This is a genomic window from Gordonia sp. LMA484, from assembly GCF_058129505.1.
In genome coordinates this window covers 5,041,816-5,061,539 of sequence record NZ_CM176700.1, presented here as the reverse complement: position 1 = coordinate 5,061,539, position 19,724 = coordinate 5,041,816, and the positions used below count along the sequence as shown (strand labels likewise).

Sequence of the window (19,724 nt, the reverse complement as noted above, 5' to 3'; positions counted from 1 at the left end):
TCCGGCGGTGAGCTTGGGACGATAGTGTAAGTTTGTCTCAATCCCGAGACGGGGACGAGGAGGTCCCATGGTCTGTTGCGTGGTCGCGGCCTTGATGGTGCTGGTCATCCACCGATTGATGCCTTGGCGAGTCGGCTCCGACGACGGCGGATTCGCGCCGATGGCTGTGCGCCCGGCGCCCGGCGAGCGGCGACGTCATGTCGGCAGTGGACAGTCAGTTCCGTGGCTCACCCGGCGAGATGCGGCGCGCTCGTGGACGGCACGGTTCGCCGCTTTTGCCATCGCCGCCTACCTCCTGGCCGCCGGAATCCTGTTGGTGAGCGACGCTGCCGCGGACACCGGAGCCACGGGTTTCTGGGTGCTGCGGTCCGCCGTGCTCGCCGTGCTGGCGTTGCTCCTGTTGCGCGTCTCGATCCGCGTCCGGCGTAGCGGTTGTGACCCGTCGACGAGGCGTGAGATCGCCGGATATGCCTGCCTCGCAGCCGGCGTCACGTTCCTTGCGCTGATGATCATCGACATGCACGTCGTGCACCTCTATCACGTCCACATCGCATCACTGCACACGGCGATGCAGGGACTACCGCTCGTCGCTGTCTTCGCCGGCATGCTTCTCGTCGCACGGCCCAGACTGCCCGCCACGCCGATCCCGCGCACTCGCGGAGGCGCGCCGACCTTAGGATGACCTTGTCCGACAGAACTTCTCCCAGTATCGCCGTGATCGAATCGAGCGTCGACGACCTCGCCTCGCAGCGGTATCTGCTCGATCTCGCCTTGCAGCCGATCGACCGTTTCGACGGATTCACCCGGCTCGAGCAGATCGGCGGCAGCGCGCTGCGGTATCAGCTGAACTACGTCGGCTATGCCCTGTCGATGGCGCAATACACTCGCACGCCGGCGTTCACCGGGTATCTCGCCGAGGCACAGGCAAACATGATCCGCAAGATGTGCGACAAGCGCGTCTGGGGGTATTGGGCGGCAGAGCGACTCGCCGGCTATCTGCGCTGGAATCCGGACCCGATGGTGTTCGCCAACGTCATGTACACCGGGTTCTTCGCCGCGATGCTCTCCTTCTACGAGACCATGAACGACGACCGCGGGTTCGACGACGACGGCGCTCTGCCGTTGGTGTGGAGTCGGAACACCACGTACGACTACGGTTTCGGCTCCGTCGCCGCCGCCATCGAGCGGAACATGCGCGCAAGCAAGCACACGCTGTAGCCGTGTGAGCCGCACCTGGTCTATCCGATGTGCAACACCATCGCGGTCACCGGGCTGGCCGGCTACGACCGGCTGCACGGCACGGATCTGACGGGTGATCTGGTCGACCGGATCCGTGACTCCTTTCACCGCAACGGCTATCTGTTGCCCAGCGGGCGCTTCCGCTTCGGTCTGGGCCCGGCCGGACTCAAATTGCCTCCGACGCTCTCCAACGACGCGGTCATGACCTACTGGCTCAATTGCGTGATGCCCGACCTCGCCCACGAAACCTGGGAGACGCTGCGGGAACGTCGTGTCTGGGTGCGCAACGGCCGGGCGCACCTGGTCACGGCACCGATCGACAATCTCGATGTCGGGTCCTATCGCATGGGGGACGCGTGGGCCTGGGTCAACGTGGCATGCGCGGCACGTGAGATGGGTGACACCGAGGTCGCCGATGCCGTCTCGTCGAGCATCGACGACCGATTCGACTCCGAGTACAGCGACAGCGGCGCCCGGAAGCTCTCTGGTGTATCCACCTGGGCCAATTGCGCTTTCGCCTTCTCTCGGTTCATCGCGGAGAACTCTCTGCGTGGCCTGGCCAACGGTGACGTACCCGACGAATGGCGGAGCGGACCGATCCTGTCCGAGGCGCCGTATCCGGATGTACTCGTCGCGAAGGCCGTCACGGACGGACGAGCGTTGGAACTTGTTCTCCGGCCGGGCAATGGGGGACGGCACACCGCTGTGCGGGTCTCGCGACTGATACCGGGCGGCCGGTATCGAGTGATCGGCGCGGACGGTGCCGAGGTCGTCGCGGACGCAGCCGGAGAGGTTCTTCTCGGGGTCACCGTGACCGGTCGGCACGAGGTCCGTATCGAACCCGAATGACGGGGCGAGCGCGTCTCACCCGGTGCACAACTCGCGTGTGTCGATGGGGATCAGCGGTTGTGGATCGATCGCCTGATGTGGGTACCCTCCGGCGGCCTCGAGTGCGTGAAGCACGCGCACCAGGAGGGCGGTCGGTGCTCCGACAAGTCCGTCGTTGCAGCGGGTTTCGGTTGTGCGCGTGTGGGCCACCTCGGTGATGGGCAGGTGTCCGTCCGCGGGCACATCGGAGGTGCTCCAGGGAGAGCATGCCGCGACGCCGAGTGTGACCACTCCGGCCGTCGCCACCATTCGCCAACCTGCCGCGGAGTGCGATCTTCCTGGTGCCCAGCACACTCCGTTCGCGTGTGAGGTCGAGAGGATGTTCATGAGAAAACGCTAGTTCCGAAATGCCGGCCGGCCATGCGTAGTGGGCTACCCCAAAATCTCGCGGTGTGTCGCGATTACTCAGGCGCCCTCAGCTGCGGGGCTGTCCCGACGAGATGTACCTGCGCGGACTGGCGCCCATCTCCTGGGCGAAGGCGGCGACGTAGCCGGACGGCGTCGAGTAGCCGCAGTCCACCGCGGCTCGGGTGACCGAACCGAAATCGTTCAGGACCGTCAATGACGCGAGAATCCGGGCGCGGCGGCGCCAGGCCCCGACGCTGATGGCGGTCTCGGAGCGCATCATCCGCTCGAGCGTGCGGCGAGACACGCCGACGCGGTGAGCGAGTTCGTCGGTGGTGGCAGCGGGGTCGGCGAGCGCGGCGTCGGCGAATGCGCGTGCGGGGTGGCGCGTCGGGATCGGCAGCGCGAGGTCGGCGGATTCCCACTGCGCCACCTGGTCGAGCAGCACGGTGGCGAGCGCGGCGTCGACGGGCCTCGTCGAATAGAGCGGAGCGACCCGGACGATGTGATGCAGTAGCGCCCGACCGAAGGCGGGCACGTGCATCGTCCGCGCCCGGTCGTTGCCGGGCATCTGCCGCTCGTCGACGTACAACGCCCGAACGGCGACATGGCGGTGGTTGTCGATGACCGCCTGCCGGCCCGACGGAATCCAGATCACCTTGTCCGGTGGCACGGTCCACAGCACGTCCAGGGCACGGACCGTGAGAACGCCGCGGGCTGTGTAGAGCAGCTGGTGCCATCCGGGTTCCACCGGGATGCCGGCCCGGCCAGGCGGATGCGTGACCGCGTAGCCGCGAACCATCGGTTCATCATGGCGTGATTTCGACATTTCTCGTCAGAATATGCGCTGCGCGCCACCGGGCGTCGGCGCACTCTGAAATCCATGGACACCAATCTCTCGCATTTCGCGATCAACGCCGACGATGTCTCGACCAGCCGGTCCTTCTACGAATCGGTGTTCGGCTGGACGTTCACCGCGTGGGGGCCGCCGGGGTTCTACAAGGTGACCACCGGCTCCGACGGCGTCGAGGGCGCACTGCAGCAGCGGCGCCAACTCGGCGGTGTGGCGGTCAACGGGATCGAGGCCACGTTCGCCGTTGATGATGTCGACCGGATTGCCGCGTCGGTGGAAGCCGCCGGCGGACAGATCGTGTTGCCTCCCCATACCATCGCGGGCGTGGGTCACGTTCTGTTCTTCTCCGACCCGGCGGGCAACATGATCGGAGCCATGCAGTACGACACGTCGGCTGAGTGACGTTTGGTGCCAGGCGAGAGGATGTCATCGAGATCTGTTGATTCCAAGTCGAATCCGAGTCGACACTGGCGGTCGATTCTTGGTTGGTCTGGTGTCAGTTGAATCCCACACGCGGGCTCTGGTTGTGATGACGAGCTGATGGTGCAGTCCTGTCGGCGGCATTGCGCAAGAACGCTCCTCAGGGACATGTTGGGGTGACGCTCGCTACCCTCGAGACGCCCTTCGTGACGCCCTTCGTGACGCATCCTCGCAGGCTCGGAGGCTCCTCAGGGACCCGGGGGTACGCGGGCAGGCTCGGAGGCTCCTCAGGGATCGGGGGTACGCGGGCAGGCTCGGAGGCTCCTCAGGGACCGGGGGTATGCGGGCAGGCTCGGAGGCTCCCCAGGGACCGGGGGCTATGCGGGCAGGCGCTTCCATTCTCTACGCGGTGGTCTCGGCGAGCCGCCGGAGGAGATCGGCGAGCCGACGGACCTCGTCCGGGTCCCAGCGGGAGAGTCGGTCACGCCAATCGGCCAGTGCGGTGGTGGTGACCTCGTCCAGGCGGCGGCGCCCGTCCTCGGTCAGCGCGACGAGCCGTGCGCGGGCGTCATCCGGGTCGGCATGACGTTCGACGAGCCCGAGGCGGACAACCGAATCGATCTGGCGGGTGAGTGTCGACTTCTCCAGCCCCAGTTCGACCAGCAGATCCGACATCGGCACGGCGTCATGGCGGGAGAGCAGGACGAGCAACGCGTAGCAGGTGGGGTCGAGTCGGGGATGGATCATGCGTGAGCGCTCACGGATCTGGATCCGGGCGCGTCGCCAGATGTCGACGAGCTCGGCCTCCAGGTCGGTGATCGGATCCGGGCCCATCGTCGGCTGCATCCCTTCCCACGCTCCGTGATCGGCGAAGTCGCCGACTGAACCCACCCAGGTTACCGAGGCGGATGGCCGCTCGGGGTCGGTGGCGAATGGTCGGTCGGAACATCTTCGACGTATGAGACGTTGATCCGGCTGGTCGGCGCCCTCCGGAGCCGACGGAGAGGATCTGGGATGAGTGTCACCGTCGATATCTGGACCGATATCAATTGTCCGTTCTGCTACCTCGGCAAGAAGCGCTTCGAGATGGCGCTCGACGAGTTCGCGTACCGGGACGATGTGACGGTGGTGCATCGATCCTTCGAGCTCGATCCCAACGTGCCCGCGGACACGACCGGTTCGGTGGCCGAACACATCGCCGAGAAGTACGGAATCTCCGTAGACCAGGCGCAGGCGAACGAACGAGGTATCGCAGCGCAGGCTGCCGAGATCGGACTGGCATATCAGACCGAGGGCCGTGACTACGGCAACAGCTTCGACATGCATCGGCTACTGCATTTCGCTCTGTCCCGCGGCAAGCAGGGAGCCCTGATCGACGCGCTGTACGCCGGGAACTTCGCCGACGACAAACCCCTGTTCGGTGACCGCGACCGACTCGTCGAGGTGAGCGTGCGCGCCGGGCTCGACGAGGACGAAGTCCGAGCCGTCGTCGATGATCCGAATGCCTACGCCGACGCGGTTCGTCGTGACGAACAGCAGGCGGCGGCGCTCGGGGCGACCGGCGTGCCGTTCTTCGTCTTCGCAGGTAAGTACGCGGTCTCCGGTGCACAGCCCACCGAGACCTTCGCGCGGGCACTGCAACTCGCCTGGGGCGAGCAGGTCGTCCCGGTCGCCGCGGATTCGGCCGAGGTATGCGGCCCGGACGGCACCTGCTGATCGAGACCCCCGACTGAAACGGGCATTTCGGGCCCGTTGGGACACGATGTGATCCGCGGATGACGAATCCCTGCGGAACCGGTACCCCACTCCTACAGTTATGTGGAGTTGCCAACGCACCGGATTCGTTCGGGTAAGGGGTCGCCGTCATGTCCATGTCAGGCTCCACGATCAAGGGTTCCTCGTCCGCCGGACTCCGGGAACTCACCATCCGGGGAATCATCCTAGGTGGCCTGATCACGTTGGTGTTCACCGCCGCCAACGTCTACCTCGGCCTCAAGGTCGGACTCACGTTCGCCACCGCGATCCCCGCCGCGGTGATCTCGATGAGCCTGCTGCGGTATTTCGCCGACCACTCGGTCGTGGAGAACAACATCGTTCAGACGATCGCGTCGGCGGCCGGAACGCTGTCGGCGATCATCTTCGTGCTCCCGGGCCTCATCATGATCGGGTGGTGGACCGGATTCCCGTATTGGACGACGGTGGCGGTGTGCCTCATCGGCGGCATCCTCGGCGTGATGTACTCGATCCCGTTGCGCCGAGCCCTCGTCACCGGATCGGATCTGCCGTATCCGGAAGGCGCCGCGGCAGCAGAGGTTCTCAAGGTCGGCGACACCGCGCAGGGCGCCGAGGAGAACCGCCGCGGACTCCGCGTGATCATCGTGGGAAGTGTTGTCTCCGCAGTCTTCTCGATCCTCACCCAGACCAAACTCATCGCCGGGACGATCTCCGGGACGATCCGGGTCGGCTCGGGCGGAACGATGTTCGGTGCCGGACTCTTGTTCTCGCTGATCGGTGTCGGACACCTCGTCGGCATCACGGTCGGTATCTCGATGCTGATCGGCCTCGTCATCTCATACGGGATCCTGCTGCCGATCCGGACCTGGGGAGACGTACCGGCCACGGGTTCGATCGACGAGGTGGTCAGTGATGTCTTCACCAACGACGTGCGATTCATCGGCGCCGGTGCCATCGCGATCGCCGCGATCTGGACCCTGATCAAGATCATCGGACCGATCGTGCGCGGCATCAAGGACGCGCTCGTATCCGCACGGGCCCGGAAGGCGGGGTCGACCGTCGACCTCACCGAGCAGGACATCCCGATCACGATCGTCGCGGGAGTCGTACTCGCCTCGCTCATCCCGATCGGATTCATGTTGTGGGACTTCGCCTCGGGCACCGTCCTGCACGGCAGCGCCGCCGGGATCATCACCGTCAGCGTTGTCTTCGTCTTCGTGATCGGGCTCGTCGTCGCATCCGTCTGCGGCTACATGGCCGGCCTCATCGGCTCGTCCAACAGTCCGATCTCCGGTGTCGGGATCGTCGTCGTATTGGTGGCCGCCGTCCTCATCAAGATCACCTTCGGTTCTGCCGACGACTCCCAGTCGACGGCGTTGGTCGCCTACACGCTGTTCACCGCCGCCATCGTGTTCGGTGTCGCGACGATCTCCAACGACAACCTGCAGGATCTCAAGACCGGCCAATTGGTGGGAGCGACTCCCTGGAAGCAGCAGGTGGCGCTGGTCATCGGCGTCATCTTCGGCTCGGTCGTCATCCCGCCGGTGCTGCAGCTGATGCAGACCGCCTTCGGGTTCGTCGGCGCACCCGGCGCAGGCGAAGATGCGCTGCCCGCACCGCAGGCCGGCCTGATCTCGTCGCTGGCCGAAGGTGTCTTCGGCGGGGATCTGGACTGGGCGCTGATCGGCCTGGGCGTGCTGATCGGCGCCGTGGTGATCCTCGTCGACGAGGTGCTCGCCCGGACGAGTACCAAGTGGCGGGTGCCACCGCTGGCGGTCGGCATGGGCATGTACCTCCCGATGTCGGTGACCCTCATCATCCCGATCGGCGCCTTCATCGGACGTGCGTACAACAAGTGGGCCGAGAAGACCGGCAAGGACGTGGAACGCAAGAAGCGGATGGGCGTGCTGCTGGCCACCGGCCTCATCGTCGGTGAGAGCCTCTGGAACGTGGTGTTCGCCGCGATCGTGGCGTCGACCGGCAACGACGGCGTGCTCAATCTGCCGTTCATCGGCGACGGCTGGGAGACGGGCTCCGAGATCCTCGGCGTTGTCCTGTTCGTCGCGGTGACCGCCTGGCTGTACCGCTGGACCCGGAAATGGGCGTCGAAGGAGACGACGACGGGCGGCGACCCCGTGCCCGAGCAGCCGCCGCGCTAACGCACGGTAGCGCCGAAACCTTCTGCGCCGAAACCTTCTGCGGCCGAGCACTCCCCGATGGCCTGATCGAGCATCTCGAGACCCAGTCGTAACTCGTCGTCGGAAGCTGTGAGCGGCGGGGCGATACGGAAGATGCCGCCCATACCGGGCAGCTGTACGACGTTCATGTGCAGGCCCAGCTCGAAGCATCTCCGGGTCACCGCTGCACCGAGTTCATCTGCTCCGGCTTTGGTTTCGCGGTCCGTGACGAGTTCGATGCCCTGCATGAGACCTCGGCCGCGGACGTCGCCGACGACCTCGTGACGTCCGGCGATGTCGAGTAGTCCGTCGCGCAGGACCGTGCCCGCCTGCCGCGCACGCTCGTCGAGCCGGTCCCGGATCAGGACGTCGAGCACGGTGTTGCCGACGGCCGCGACGAGCGGGTCGGAGACATGGGTTGTGAAGAAGAGGAAACCGCGGTCGTGGGCGATCTGCTCGATCGCGGTCGACGTGATCGTCGCCGCCAGTGGCAGTCCGGCGCCCAATGTCTTCGACAGCGTCAGGATGTCGGGCACCACGCCGTCACGTTCGAAGGCGTACCAGGTGCCGGTCCGGCACAAGCCGGTCTGCGCCTCGTCGAGGATCAGCAGCATCTCGCGTTCGTCGCACTTGTCCCTCAGCGCGCGAAGGTACCCCGGCGGCGGTTCGATGACCCCTCCCGAGGACAGGATCGGTTCGACGATGCACGCCGCCAGCGAACCGACCGATTGGGCGTCGATCATCTCGAACCCGAAGTCCAGCTGGCGCCGCCAATCAAGGGTGCCGTCGGCGGTCACGAAGTCGGGGCGGTAGGCGTTGGGTGTCGGCAGCGCCAGGTTGCCGGCGGCCACCGGGCCGTAGCCTTTGCGACCCGAACTGTAGGTGGCGGCCGCCGCGGCGTGGGTCATCCCGTGCCACGACCGCGCAAAGGACACGATCTCGTGTTTGCCGGTGACGAGCTTGGCCATCCGGATCGCGGCCTCATTGGACTCGGCGCCCGTGGTGAGCAGCAGCACCTTGTCCAGCGGGTCGGGCAGCGAGTCGGCGAGGCGTCGGGCGAGTTCCACGACGGGCTCGGACAACATGCCGCTGAAGAGGTGGTCGAGGGTGCCGATCTGGCGCTGCACGGTGGCGACGATGTCGGGATGCGAGTGACCCAGGATCGCCGACATCTGGCCCGAGGTGAAGTCGAGCAGCGGCCGGCCCGACACCGTGTACACATAACTGCCGGCCGCACTCCCGATGAGCTCGGGGGAGAAGGTTCCGCCGTAGCGGATGAGGTGACGTTCCGGATCGTCGCTGCTCGTCATGGTCCCACGGTACGGGTGCTCGGGCGTCGGGCAACTCGGCGATCATCCGTCGCCGGGGTGGTCGTAGTGTGCAGGGGAGTCCATTCTTCGAGAAAGGCGAGAGCTCGTGAACGAACCCTTCGACATCAGCATCCACGAAGGCATCGCCGTGTGGACCCTCAATCTCCCGCAGGTCGGCAACGCGATCACCAATGCCGAGGTGATCGCGGCGTTCGAGGCTGCCGTCGACTCGGCGAACTCCGACGCCGATGTCCGCGTGGTGATCCTCACCGGTGCCGGACATATCTTCTCCGCCGGGGGCAATGTGCGCGAGATGGCCGACGAGGAGGGGCTCTTCGGGCTCGACGCCGTCGAACAGCGACACGGCTACGCCGATGGGATTCAACGGATTCCGCGGTCGATGCAGCGCTGCGAGGTGCCGGTGATCGCCGCGGTCAACGGTGCCGCCATCGGCGCCGGATGCGACCTCGCGATGATGTGCGACATTCGGATCGCCTCCGAAAAGGCCTTCTTCGCAGAGAGCTTCGTTCAACTCGGCCTGATCCCGGGCGACGGTGGGTCGTGGCTCCTGCAGCGCGCGATCGGCTATGAGCGGGCGGCGGAGATGACCTTCACCGGCGATCGGGTGGACGCCGCGACAGCGCGTGAGTGGGGACTGGTCAGTCGCGTGGTGCCCGAGGGCGAACTCATCGACGAGGCCATGGCCCTCGCCGCGCGGATCGCCAAGAATCCGCCGCATGCGCTGCGGATGGCCAAGCGACTGCTCACCGAGTCACGGACCAGTTCCCTCGACTCGGCCCTCAGTCTGGCCGCAGCGATGCAGCCGCTCGCCCATCAGACCAGCGATCACAAGGAGCGGGTGGCGCGCTGGGCCAAACGGTGACGGCGGCGTGGCCGGTCGAGGAATTCCGGGCTGAGGCCGATCGTCATCCGGTCTTCGAACCGGTGTCGACCGGCTGACCTATTGCCCGCGTGGCCGCGAGACGAAATCTGTTGCAGCCCCGGCAGATTGTCCGGCAGCGTCGAAGAAGTCCACACCGCGCGCCAGATGTCCGGCCAGCGACCCGGCGAACAGATCCCCGGCGCCGGTGGTGTCGACGGCGTCGACACGGGCGACGTCGATGCGGCGCATGGCGTCGTGCGTGGCCGCCACGACACCGTCGGCACCGAGGGTGATCACGATCGAACGTGACACGGCGAGCAGTCGACGTGCCAGATCCATCGGGTCATCGTCGGGGCTCGCCTGCGCATAGAACGCGGCCTCACCCTCGTTGACCACCAGCGGATCGGCGGTCGCGAGCACCCGGTCATCGAGTTCGGTGACCGGACTCGGGTTGAGCAGCAGGCGTTTCCCGTTGCCGGCGCACCACTCGGCGACCGCCACGGTGACCTCGGGTGGAGATTCCAGCTGCGTCAGGACGATCGACGGCTGGAGCGAGTCGAGTCCTCGGAGGGTGTCCGCGCCGGTCAGCAGCGCGTTGGCTCCCGACAGCACGACGATCCGATTGTCGCCCGCGTCGTCGACCTCAATGATCGCCTGGCCGCTGCGCCCTTCGGCGCGGAGGACATACGAGGTGTCGACGCCTCCGGTTCGCTGGTTCTCGACGAGCCGTGTGCCGGCGTCGTCGCGGCCGGCGGCAGCGATGAGGGCGGTTCGTGTGACCGTCGCAGAGGCGAGCGCCTGATTACCACCCTTGCCGCCGGGCCGCTCCGACATCGACCGTCCCATGACGGTTTCGCCGACGTCGGGCATTCGCTCGACACCGACGATCACATCCATGTTCAGCGTGCCGACGACAGCGACGTGAACAGGTTCCGACGCGTCCATGTGAGAAGGGTATCCACCATGGCGGTGGCTCCGGGGCGACCGAGCATGCCGCGTCTACCTGCAGTGAACCATGTTTTACATCAATAAACGGTCGCGTCACACCGCCGTAACACCGGACCCGTTTCATGAGATCGAACAGAGTCCACTGATGTTACTCAGTGAATCTGTGGTTCACGACCAACGATCCGGAGGACCCAACATGACCGTCGAGAGCACCGACACCGCCACCCCGTTCCTGGTGACCAGCGGGGCCTGGGAGAACCTGCCCAAAATGCCCGAGTCAGAGTACCCCGGGACCGAGGGCTTCATCGGGGACGTCTACGAGAACCCGCAGAACAGTGTGATGTGCTCCGGCTACTTCGAGCTGCGCCACACCGGCGAGCCGCTGTACTACGAGTACGAGTACGACGAGATGAAGGTCGTCCTCGAGGGCGAGTTCTTGCTGGAGAACAAGGAGACCGGCCAGAAGCAGGTCGCCAAGGCCAAGGACGCCATCTTCTTCCCCAAGGGCTCGAAGATCTACTTCAGCACCCCGAGCTACGCGCTGGCCTTCTACGCCGGACACCGCGACGCCGACCTGCTCTGAAGCACCATGTCGCAGATCGCATTCTCGAGCATCCCGGTCTGGGCGCGGCCGCACGCGACGGTGGAGGCGTCGCCCGATCCGTCGGGTCGTCTCCACGTCGTGATCGGCGTCGGGCCCGACGCCGGCGACGGCATGCGGCGTTGGGTGGATGCCCTACCCGCCGACGTCGCGCTGCGGACCCTGACCTTCGACGACGTCGACCTCGCGGCCGACGCGTTGCGCGACGAGATCACCGGCGCCCGTGTGGGTATCCGGGTGGTCATCGTCGCGTCACCCGGTGCGGCACTCGCATTGCGGGGCGTGGCCACCTCGGCAGGGCTCGAGGATGACGAGATCCACGTCGTGGCGTCGTCGGACGGTCCCATCGAGGTCTTCTGTTCGCACTGTCGCGCGGTGACCTCGACGGAGTCCGGGGTGGACGACGTCATCGACTGCGTCGGCTGCCGACGGCACCTACTCATCTACCATCACGTCTCACGTCGTTCCGGCCGATATCTGGGCTTCATGGTCGACGCCGAGACGTCGGCGATCGCAGGAGAGTCCACACAGTGACCGTCACCATCCCCGGACAGACCGCTCGCGACGATCGGTCGCAGAGCACGAGCCGCAAGCTCGTTGTCACCGAGATCGACGATGCCGCACCGGGAATTCGTAGCTTCACCTTCGCCGCACCCGACGGCTCGGTACTGCCCGGATTCGTTCCGGGAAGCCACCTCGTGATCACGGCGGGCGACCGTGCCAACGCCTACAGCCTGACTTCGGAAGGCGTCGCGCCGACCCACTACGCCATCTCGGTGTTGCGGATCGGTGACGGCAACGGCGGGTCACGCTGGATGCACGACACGCTGGCGGTCGGCGACGTGGTCGCCGTCGAGATCCCGCGCAGCGCGTTCGCCCCGGCCGCCCGCGCGACAAAGCATCTTCTCGTCGCGGGCGGTATCGGCGTGACACCGATCCTCTCGCACCTGCGCGCCGCACGTCGTTGGGAGCGAGAAGTCCAGGTGCTCTACACGTTCCGTGAAGGCCGCGCCGCCCACGTCGATGACATCATCGACGTGGCCGGGCGGCGAGCCGAGCTGTTCACCGAACAAGATGACTTCACCGAGCGGCTCGCCACGACGCTCGCGGACCAACCGATCGGCACGCATCTCTATGTGTGCGGGCCGGCCCCGATGATCGACCACGTCCTGGAGACCGCGCGCGAGCTCGGCTGGCCGGAATCGAGGATCCACTTCGAACGGTTCGGCGCGGATGCCCTCGACGCCGGCGACCCGTTCGTCGTTCGCCTCACCGAATCCGATGCGACGCTGAATATCCCGGCCGGCACCTCGGTGCTCGAGGCACTGGAGGAGCACGGGCTGGCGATCCCGAATCGCTGCCGTCAGGGGGTGTGCGGCGAATGTCGCATACCGCTGTCCGGTGGCAACCCGGTGCACCGGGATCTGTACCTGACCGATGACGAGAAGCAGGCCGGGGACACGTTCATGCCCTGTGTGACCCGCGCCGACGAAGGCACCACGCTGGAGGTACCCCTGTGAGCACCGCCCTGTCCGAAGCGGCATTCGTGGCCGGCTTCCCCTTCCCGTTCGTCGACGACCACTATCGCTACAGCACCAATGTCGAACCCGCCGCCGGCGTGGTCGCGACCGCGGCAGGCCAGTGGGGCGACCGGATCATCGACATCGACGCCGACTATCACCACGAGATCTCCGAACGCGAAGCCGTCCTCGCCGTGGACGACTCGCGACACGCGGTGTTGCCGCACATGCGGCCGGCGAGCTGGGACGCCATGTTGACGATCATGCGCGAACTGGCCACCGCCTACCCGGAGGACTTCGCGCTGCGTCGCTCCGGCGACCAATGCTCCGGTGACGAATGGCACTGGGAGAACGGGCTGCTCGACATCACGCAGACGTTCACCTATGGCGACGACGCGACTCTGCCCGACGACCCGCTGGGATACATCTGCGCACAGATCCAGGAAGACGTGGTCCTGCTCGACCAACGCGACGGCCAACTGTTCGCCGACGCCGGCGTGGTGACCTTCGCCGCGGACTGGAGCTTCGGATTCGACGTCGGTATGAGCTTTCTCGAGATCCACGGACCGGTCCCGCGCGTGCGCAACGAAGGGGTGATCACCCGCGCACACGAATTCCTCAAGCGCCTACAACCACATCAGCCCTATCGCCGGACCAACTGGACGATGACCATCGGACGGCGACTCGACGTGTCCACCGAGCGTTACCCCGAGTGGGGACCCGACCGCGAGATGATCCAACACGTCGACGATGAGACATTCGGTCGGCTCGTCCACCTGCGCGTCGAGGTCCAGCACCTGATCCGTCTGCCCGACTCCGGCGCGGTGATGTTCCTCATCCGCACCTACATGCTGCCGCTGGAAACCCTGGCCACCGTCGAACCCTGGCGGCGACGGGCCGCCGAGGTCTTCGACGAACTCCCCGACGACATGGCCGATTACAAAGGAGTCATCAAATACAAGGCGCGAGCGGCACAGTGGCTCCGGCAGGTGTCACCCCACGTTGCGGGTGCCGTACCCATGACCAGCGACGCAGACGACCGTCCGGGCAACGGGTTGCCGGTCTGGCCCTCGACCCCGGATCCGATCGATCCCGTCGGAACATCGTTCCTGGTGATCGCGATCGGTACCGAGCGGCGAATCGCCGAGGTCTCGCGCAAGTGGGTTGCCGCTGCCGAGGCCGCCGGCCCCACACGGATGCTCGTGCTCGACTCGCTGAGCGTCCAGCATGATCGGGACACCTTGACCGCTGCGCTCGCCGACGCGCTCACCGGCGTCCGGGTGTATGTGGTCGGTGGCCAGTACGACGTGCTCACCGCGCTCGCCGCCGCGCGGGGCGGCGGAGCGCTCGCAGAGGAACTGTCCGCGTTCGTCGTCCACACCCGCGACCTGCCGGTCTACTGCGCGCACTGTCGCGACACCTTCCGGGTCGAGGGAACCCCGGGTGGCGAGGTCGACTGTCCCGGCTGTGCCCGACGGCTCGAGGTTCACGCGCATCACTCGGCGACGCGGGGCAGCTTCCTCGCCTCGTCGGCCGGAAGCGCAGAGTCATCATGACCGTCACTTCCGAGCCGGGGCTGACAGGCTCACGACACACCGTGTACGACAACGGAGTACGATTCGTTCGCGTGGCGGCAGTGGTCTCCGTCACCGCCGACATCACGCACTTCCGCTTGCTGCCCGTCGACGGCGGTAGACTCGCGCCGTACCAGCCGGGCAGCCACCTCATCGTCACCGCGGGTGAGCATCGCAACGCCTATTCGCTCGTCGACGACGGCTTTCTGCCGACGAGCTACGGCATCTCGGTGCTGCGGCGCGGTCAGGGCGGAGGGTCGGACTGGTTGCACGACAATGTGTCCGAAGGTGACCTGCTCGAGATCGAGGGCCCGCGATCGATGTTCGCCCCGATCTGGAACCAACGGCATGCGCTGCTGGTGGCAGGTGGAATCGGTGTCACGCCGATTTTGTCCCACGCCCGGTCCGTGCTCCGGCAGGGTGGCACCGCCGAGATCATCTACTCGTATCGGCCCGGACACGCAGCACACCTCGACGAACTCCGCGGCCTCGCCGCGAACCCGGGCATCACGCTGTACGAGGTCTCCGGTGTCGACCAAACGGCGGCGGTGCTCGCCGAGCGCTTCGCCGTGCAACCGCTGGGCGCCCACGCCTACGCGTGTGGTCCCGGGCCGATGCTGGAGGCCTACACGGTTGCCGCGCGTGCCGCCGGCTGGCCGTCGGCACGCATCCATCTCGAACGCTTCACCGCACCGGAACAGGAACCGGGAGAGCCCTTCTCGGCCACCGTGGCATCCACCGGAGAAGTGATCGAGGTCCCGGCAGGTGTGTCGTTGCTACAGCGCCTGCTCGACGCGGGTCTACCGGTGCCGAACCTGTGCCGGCAAGGAGTCTGCGGCGAATGCCGGATTCCGGTCCGCTCCGGGACGATGGAGCACCGCGACTTCGTACTCTCCGACGACGAACGTGCCGCCGGCGACAGCATGCTCTGCTGCGTCTCGCGCGGCCAGGACATCGAGGTGGACCTATGACGATCACCACCGGGCGTATCGAATCCGTCGACCATCTGGCCAACCTCCCGTGGCCCTTCCCCGACGAACTCGACGAGTTCCGCTACAGCGTCAACGTCGAACCGGCACGCATTCCCCGGGCCACCCGCGGCGGTGAATGGGGTCGGCACATCGTCGACCTCGGCGGCGCCGAGTACACGACGATCATGGCCGAGCGCCGTCGGATACTCGACGCCGATCCGCACCGCGTGAAGGTACGGCCCGGAATGGAATTGGCGTGCTGGGACCTGCTGCTCTACTACCTGCGGGACCTGGCCCTGACCTACCCGGACGTGATGCGTCTGACCGAGCACGACGACGGTCGGTTCCAGTGGCGCAATGACCTTCTCGGAACCGACCAGTACTTCGTCCCGGGCTCCGACGACACCTTGCCGCACGGCCCGCTGGACTTCCTGGCCCGGGAGATACCCGACGATCTCCTGCTGGTCATCGAGCGTGACGGCCGCCTCTACTTCGACGCCGGGGCGGTCACCTTCGCAGCCGCCTGGTCGGTGTCGTTCGATGTCGGCATGGACATGGACGAGATCCATGCGCCGGTACCGGGACTCATCCGCCAGGGCATCGTGTCGCGGGCCGAACAGTTCCTGCGGCGACTGCCTGCCGATCAGGTCTACCGGCGGGTCAACTGGACACTGTCGGCATCGGATTCGCCGAAGCTGGATGTCAGCCTCGAAGAGCTCCCCGAATGGGCGGGCGATATCGGGCGGATGGTGCGCGAAGGCGACTTCGGGCGCGCGCAGCTGCGAATCGAGCTCGAGCACTTCATCCGCCTGCCGATGACCGGTGCGGTCACCTTCAACATCCGCACCTTCATGGCCTCGTTGGAGGAGGTCAGGCGCATCCCGGCGTGGTCGGAACAACTGGCCACGGTCATCGAGACACTCAGCGAACCCATCGCATCGTACAAAGGATTCCTGGACTACCGCGACGATGCCGTCGCATACCTGCGCGAACCCTGAGTCCGTCGAATCACACACCACCCGTTCTCAATTCCGCGATCCATTCCCACCTCACCGAAAGTTCTCCCATGGAATCCGTACTCTCCGCGCACGCGGACCTGTCCTGGATGTTGGCGGCATTCGTCTTCGTCCTGCTCATGTTTCCCGGCCTCGCCCTCTATTACGGTGGCATGGTCGGCTCCAAGAACGTCCTCAACATGATGACGATGGTGCTGGCCACCCTCGGCATCACCTGTGTGCTGTACGTCCTGTTCGGCTATGGGTTGGTCTCCGGACCGTCGGTGAAGGGCTGGGGGATCATCGGGAACCCGGCCGACTACCTCGGGCTCGGGAAGTGGATGTCCGACGACGCGTCCGGGGGAATCCAGGTGCTCTACGTCGCGGCCTGGTTCATCCTGTTCGCCGCCATCACCGTCGCGATCGTGGCGAGCGGCGCCGCCGGCCGGATGAAGTTCTCGGCATGGTTGGTGTTTGCGCCGATCTGGCTGACCCTGGTGTATTTCCCGGTGGCGCACTGGGTGTTCACGGCAGACGGTGACGGCTTCAGTGGTGGCTTCCTGCTGAACGACGTCGGTATCCATGACTTCGCCGGCGGTACGGCGGTGCACATGAACTCCGGTGTGGCCGCGCTGGCTCTGGCTCTCGTGCTGGGTGCCCGACGCCGTCGGATGGAACGGCCGCACAATGTCCCGCTTGCCCTGCTCGGCGGCGGCATCCTGTGGTTCGGCTGGTTCGGGTTCAACGGCAGTTGCGCCGGTGGCGCGAACTTCGTGACCCAGGTGGTCATCCTCAACACGCTGCTCGCCGGTGGCGCGGGCATGATCGGCTTCGCCATCATCGAACGCATCCGCGAGGGACATGTCACATCGCTCGGCATGATGACCGGTGCCATCGCCGGATTGGTGGGAATCACTCCGTCCGCGAACACGATGAGCCCGGTCGGCGCGCTCGGTGTCGGCATCCTCGCGAGTGGTGTGGTGGCCTTCTGCCTGAGCTTCAAGAACAAGTTCCAGGTCGACGACACCCTCGACGCGTTTGTCGTCCACGGTATCGGCGGCATCGTGGGCACCCTGTGCATCGTGCTGTTCGCCACCGAGTCGGCCCCCGCCGGCGTGGAGGGCATCCTGCTCGGCGGTGACTTCGGCATCCTGTGGCGTGAACTCGCCGGCATCGTGATCACCTGCACGTTCTCGTTCGTCGCCACCTATCTGATCGCCAAGGCTCTGGACAAGACGATCGGGCTGCGGGTCGACGAGGAAACCGAGGTGGCCGGCCTGGACTCGACCGTGCACGCGGAGTCGGCGTACGAGATCCCGGCTGCCGGGGTGGGACATGCACCGGGGCTGTCGGCGACCGTGCCGCCGCGGGTTGGTACGGCCGCGACCGGATCGTCGGAGCCGATCCCGGTATCCAGCTGATCTATTCCGTCCTGCGGGGGTCCACCATGGCGGTGGGCCCCCGTTGTGGTGTGCGGTGGGCGGCCCTTCGTGACGCTCGCAAGCTCGCTCCTCAGGGACCGAGGTGGTGACCTGTCGAGCACGATGAGGCGGGGCTTGGGTATTTCGTTGTGGCGCTGTCATTTACCGCAGTCTGCCACCACGCTCCCTGAGCCTGAGGAGCTCCGGAGCGCTAGCGGGAGATGCGCTGTCACCACGCTCCCTGAGGAGCTCCGGAGCGCTAGCGGAGGAGCGTCACGAAGGGGCGGCCCTTCGTGACGCATCCTCGCAAGCTCGGAGGCTCCTCAGGGACCGAGGTGGCGACGCTCGCAAGCTCGGAGGCTCCTCAGGGACCGAGGTGGTGATGCTCGGAAGCTCGGAGGCTCCTCAGGGACCGGGGTGGTGACGCTCGCAAGCTCGGAGGCTCCTCAGGGACCGGGGTGGTGATGCTCGCAAGCTCGGAGGCTCCTCAGGGACCGAGGTGGCGACGCTCGCAAGCTCGGAGGCTCCTCGGGGGGGCCGGGGGTGACGCTTGCAAGCTCATCACCTCAGGGCTCGACGGTCACGACGCACACATAGAAGGGCACCCCGCCGCTGACGGGGTGCCCTTCTCGTATGTGCGCCGGTCGATCTCAGCGCATCTCGCCGGCCCCCTCATACGGGTTGAGGCTCAGCAGGAGATCGTTCTCCGCGAATCGCGAGTACCGGAAGTCGTGCGGATCAACGTTCTTCAGCGTCGTCGAACCGCTGAGCAGCAGGTCGGCGACCAGCTTGCCGACGGCCGGGGAGATCTTGAAGCCGTGGCCGGAGAATCCGGTCGCCAGGAACAGCCCGTCGACGGGCGCGCGGCCGATGATCGGGTTGTAGTCCGGTGTCACGTCGTAGGCGCCGACGTAGCTGCTGGTGATGCGCGGATCGGGCATGTCGGGCAGGCGGTGACCTATCTTCATGATGATCTTGTCGATGGTGCTCTCGTCGGCGCGGTTGATGTAGTTGTCCGGGTCGATGTACTGCGGCGCGGCGTGGTCGGAGTTGCCCACCAGCAGTTCGCCGTTGGGTTCGCGGCAAACGTACGACAGACCGGCGAGGTCCGAGAGCACCGGCACCACCGGGGTGGGTTCACCCTGGTCGATCAGCACGAGTTGGGCCCGCTGGGCGCGAACGTCGACCGGTGCTCCCACCGGTTCGGTCAGTGCAGGGGTCCACGGACCGGCGGCGACGATCACGGTGTCGGCATGGATGGTGTCGCCGTCGGCGAGCTCCGCGCCGATGACGCGGCCGTCCGCGCCCTGGAGCAGCTTCGTGACGGTCGTCGACTGACGCACCTTCACGCCGAGTTTGCGTGCCGCAGCGGCAAAAGCCATGCCCGCCATGTACGCCTCGCCCCGGCCGCCGAGAGGCTCATAGGCGAACGCCGCGAAGTCGTCGAGATGCAGGCCCGGCCAGAGCTCGGCCATCTTGTCGTGGCCGATCAGGTCGACGTCGATGCCGAGACCCTGCATCATCTCGACGTTGGCGTGCAACGGGGCCACGTTGTTCTCGCCGACGCCGACGACATAGCCGCATTGCTGGAAGGCCATGTCATCGCCGAACAGTTCGGTGGCGCGGGTGAAGATGTCGACGCCGTACCAGGACATCGCGGCCAGCGACGGGTTGCCGTAGTGGCAGCGGACGACGCCGCTCGACTTGCCGGTCATACCCGAGCACAGAGTGTCGCGTTCGACGACGAGGACGTCGGTCTCGCCCTGGTCGGCCAGCGACCAGGCGATGGCCAGGCCTTCGAGGCCGCCGCCGACGATGAGGAAACGGGTGGTGGTGGAGGTCATG

Annotated in this window: 18 protein-coding genes and 1 pseudogene; 13 read left to right on the top strand and 6 right to left on the bottom strand. The window is 66.3% G+C overall.

What is annotated here, in order from left to right:
* The first annotated feature begins 79 nt into the window (after positions 1-79).
* Both AC4AMJ_RS22480 and AC4AMJ_RS22475 read left to right on the top strand, forming a co-directional pair.
* Positions 80-682, top strand: coding sequence for a hypothetical protein (locus AC4AMJ_RS22480; RefSeq protein WP_489914813.1), 603 nt, complete (start codon positions 80-82; stop codon positions 680-682).
* Positions 679-2,088 (top strand): annotated as a pseudogene (locus AC4AMJ_RS22475) (linalool dehydratase/isomerase domain-containing protein). The gene AC4AMJ_RS22480 and the pseudogene AC4AMJ_RS22475 overlap by 4 nt, the downstream one beginning before the upstream one ends.
* Positions 2,089-2,103: 15 nt before the next feature.
* Here the strand turns inward: AC4AMJ_RS22475 and AC4AMJ_RS22470 are convergent.
* Complete coding sequence (locus tag AC4AMJ_RS22470; protein ID WP_489914811.1) at positions 2,104-2,376, bottom strand: hypothetical protein; 273 nt, start codon at positions 2,374-2,376, stop codon at positions 2,104-2,106.
* Between the two features lie 166 nt (positions 2,377-2,542).
* Complete coding sequence (locus AC4AMJ_RS22465; protein ID WP_489914809.1) at positions 2,543-3,301, bottom strand: helix-turn-helix domain-containing protein; 759 nt, start codon at positions 3,299-3,301, stop codon at positions 2,543-2,545.
* A 54-nt stretch (positions 3,302-3,355) separates the two neighbouring features.
* Here AC4AMJ_RS22465 and AC4AMJ_RS22460 point away from each other — a divergent pair, with 54 nt between their 5' ends.
* Complete coding sequence (locus AC4AMJ_RS22460) at positions 3,356-3,727, top strand: VOC family protein (protein ID WP_489914807.1); 372 nt, start codon at positions 3,356-3,358, stop codon at positions 3,725-3,727.
* Between the two features lie 420 nt (positions 3,728-4,147).
* Here the strand turns inward: AC4AMJ_RS22460 and AC4AMJ_RS22455 are convergent, their stop codons facing one another.
* Positions 4,148-4,636: a MarR family winged helix-turn-helix transcriptional regulator gene (locus AC4AMJ_RS22455; protein ID WP_489914805.1), complete on the bottom strand. Its 489-nt coding sequence runs from the start codon at positions 4,634-4,636 to the stop codon at positions 4,148-4,150.
* Between the two features lie 123 nt (positions 4,637-4,759).
* Between AC4AMJ_RS22455 and AC4AMJ_RS22450 the strand changes: the two genes are divergently transcribed.
* The gene (locus AC4AMJ_RS22450; RefSeq protein ID WP_489914803.1) at positions 4,760-5,461 is read left to right on the top strand and encodes a DsbA family oxidoreductase; all 702 of its coding nucleotides are present in this window, start codon (positions 4,760-4,762) and stop codon (positions 5,459-5,461) included.
* A 149-nt stretch (positions 5,462-5,610) separates the two neighbouring features.
* Complete coding sequence (locus tag AC4AMJ_RS22445) at positions 5,611-7,638, top strand: OPT family oligopeptide transporter (RefSeq protein WP_489898923.1); 2,028 nt, start codon at positions 5,611-5,613, stop codon at positions 7,636-7,638.
* Here AC4AMJ_RS22445 and AC4AMJ_RS22440 read toward each other — a convergent pair.
* Positions 7,635-8,966, bottom strand: coding sequence for an aspartate aminotransferase family protein (locus AC4AMJ_RS22440; protein WP_489914801.1), 1,332 nt, complete (start codon positions 8,964-8,966; stop codon positions 7,635-7,637). The two genes, AC4AMJ_RS22445 and AC4AMJ_RS22440, sit on opposite strands and share 4 nt — an antisense overlap.
* Before the next feature lie 106 nt (positions 8,967-9,072).
* Here AC4AMJ_RS22440 and AC4AMJ_RS22435 point away from each other — a divergent pair, with 106 nt between their 5' ends.
* Positions 9,073-9,849 carry a crotonase/enoyl-CoA hydratase family protein gene (locus AC4AMJ_RS22435; protein WP_489898925.1) on the top strand — a complete coding sequence of 259 codons (777 nt, stop codon included), beginning with the start codon at positions 9,073-9,075 and terminating at the stop codon, positions 9,847-9,849.
* A 78-nt stretch (positions 9,850-9,927) separates the two neighbouring features.
* Here AC4AMJ_RS22435 and AC4AMJ_RS22430 read toward each other — a convergent pair whose 3' ends face one another.
* Entirely contained in the window at positions 9,928-10,794 is an 867-nt protein-coding gene (locus tag AC4AMJ_RS22430) for a ribokinase (protein ID WP_489898926.1), read from the bottom strand.
* Between the two features lie 199 nt (positions 10,795-10,993).
* On the opposite strand from AC4AMJ_RS22430, the gene AC4AMJ_RS22425 reads away from it, so the two are divergent.
* The 7 genes from AC4AMJ_RS22425 (at position 10,994) to AC4AMJ_RS22395 (ending at position 17,879) form a co-directional block, all read left to right on the top strand.
* Positions 10,994-11,380, top strand: a complete 387-nt coding sequence (locus tag AC4AMJ_RS22425) for a cupin domain-containing protein (RefSeq protein ID WP_489914799.1) — start codon at positions 10,994-10,996, stop codon at positions 11,378-11,380.
* A gap of 6 nt (positions 11,381-11,386) precedes the next feature.
* Positions 11,387-11,932, top strand: coding sequence for a dimethylamine monooxygenase subunit DmmA family protein (locus AC4AMJ_RS22420; protein WP_489914797.1), 546 nt, complete (start codon positions 11,387-11,389; stop codon positions 11,930-11,932).
* On the top strand, positions 11,929-12,918 hold the full coding sequence (locus tag AC4AMJ_RS22415; RefSeq protein WP_489914795.1) for a PDR/VanB family oxidoreductase: 990 nt from the start codon (positions 11,929-11,931) through the stop codon (positions 12,916-12,918). Before AC4AMJ_RS22420 ends, AC4AMJ_RS22415 begins: the two co-directional genes overlap by 4 nt.
* Positions 12,915-14,474, top strand: a complete 1,560-nt coding sequence (locus AC4AMJ_RS22410; RefSeq protein ID WP_489914793.1) for a heme-dependent oxidative N-demethylase subunit alpha family protein — start codon at positions 12,915-12,917, stop codon at positions 14,472-14,474. The genes AC4AMJ_RS22415 and AC4AMJ_RS22410 overlap by 4 nt, the downstream gene beginning before the upstream one ends.
* Positions 14,471-15,463: a PDR/VanB family oxidoreductase gene (locus tag AC4AMJ_RS22405; RefSeq protein WP_489914791.1), complete on the top strand. Its 993-nt coding sequence runs from the start codon at positions 14,471-14,473 to the stop codon at positions 15,461-15,463. Before AC4AMJ_RS22410 ends, AC4AMJ_RS22405 begins: the two co-directional genes overlap by 4 nt.
* Positions 15,460-16,461, top strand: a complete 1,002-nt coding sequence (locus AC4AMJ_RS22400; RefSeq protein ID WP_489914789.1) for a heme-dependent oxidative N-demethylase family protein — start codon at positions 15,460-15,462, stop codon at positions 16,459-16,461. The genes AC4AMJ_RS22405 and AC4AMJ_RS22400 overlap by 4 nt, the downstream gene beginning before the upstream one ends.
* 68 nt (positions 16,462-16,529) lie before the next feature.
* Positions 16,530-17,879, top strand: coding sequence for an ammonium transporter (locus tag AC4AMJ_RS22395; RefSeq protein WP_489898933.1), 1,350 nt, complete (start codon positions 16,530-16,532; stop codon positions 17,877-17,879).
* Positions 17,880-18,529: 650 nt separating this feature from the next.
* On the opposite strand, the gene AC4AMJ_RS22390 is transcribed toward AC4AMJ_RS22395, so the two are convergent.
* On the bottom strand, positions 18,530-19,723 hold the full coding sequence (locus AC4AMJ_RS22390) for an NAD(P)/FAD-dependent oxidoreductase (protein WP_489914787.1): 1,194 nt from the start codon (positions 19,721-19,723) through the stop codon (positions 18,530-18,532).
* Between the last annotated feature and the right edge of the window lies 1 nt (position 19,724).

Coding starts and splice junctions, on each gene's coding strand:
- AC4AMJ_RS22395 (WP_489898933.1), top strand. CDS start 16,530: ATGGAATCCGTACTCTCCGCGCACGCGGACCTGTCCTGGATGTTGGCG.
- AC4AMJ_RS22445 (WP_489898923.1), top strand. CDS start 5,611: ATGTCCATGTCAGGCTCCACGATCAAGGGTTCCTCGTCCGCCGGACTC.
- AC4AMJ_RS22430 (WP_489898926.1), bottom strand. CDS start 10,794: ATGGACGCGTCGGAACCTGTTCACGTCGCTGTCGTCGGCACGCTGAAC.
- AC4AMJ_RS22450 (WP_489914803.1), top strand. CDS start 4,760: ATGAGTGTCACCGTCGATATCTGGACCGATATCAATTGTCCGTTCTGC.
- AC4AMJ_RS22400 (WP_489914789.1), top strand. CDS start 15,460: ATGACGATCACCACCGGGCGTATCGAATCCGTCGACCATCTGGCCAAC.
- AC4AMJ_RS22390 (WP_489914787.1), bottom strand. CDS start 19,723: ATGACCTCCACCACCACCCGTTTCCTCATCGTCGGCGGCGGCCTCGAA.
- AC4AMJ_RS22470 (WP_489914811.1), bottom strand. CDS start 2,376: ATGGTGGCGACGGCCGGAGTGGTCACACTCGGCGTCGCGGCATGCTCT.
- AC4AMJ_RS22465 (WP_489914809.1), bottom strand. CDS start 3,301: ATGTCGAAATCACGCCATGATGAACCGATGGTTCGCGGCTACGCGGTC.
- AC4AMJ_RS22460 (WP_489914807.1), top strand. CDS start 3,356: ATGGACACCAATCTCTCGCATTTCGCGATCAACGCCGACGATGTCTCG.
- AC4AMJ_RS22440 (WP_489914801.1), bottom strand. CDS start 8,966: ATGACGAGCAGCGACGATCCGGAACGTCACCTCATCCGCTACGGCGGA.
- AC4AMJ_RS22420 (WP_489914797.1), top strand. CDS start 11,387: ATGTCGCAGATCGCATTCTCGAGCATCCCGGTCTGGGCGCGGCCGCAC.
- AC4AMJ_RS22405 (WP_489914791.1), top strand. CDS start 14,471: ATGACCGTCACTTCCGAGCCGGGGCTGACAGGCTCACGACACACCGTG.
- AC4AMJ_RS22425 (WP_489914799.1), top strand. CDS start 10,994: ATGACCGTCGAGAGCACCGACACCGCCACCCCGTTCCTGGTGACCAGC.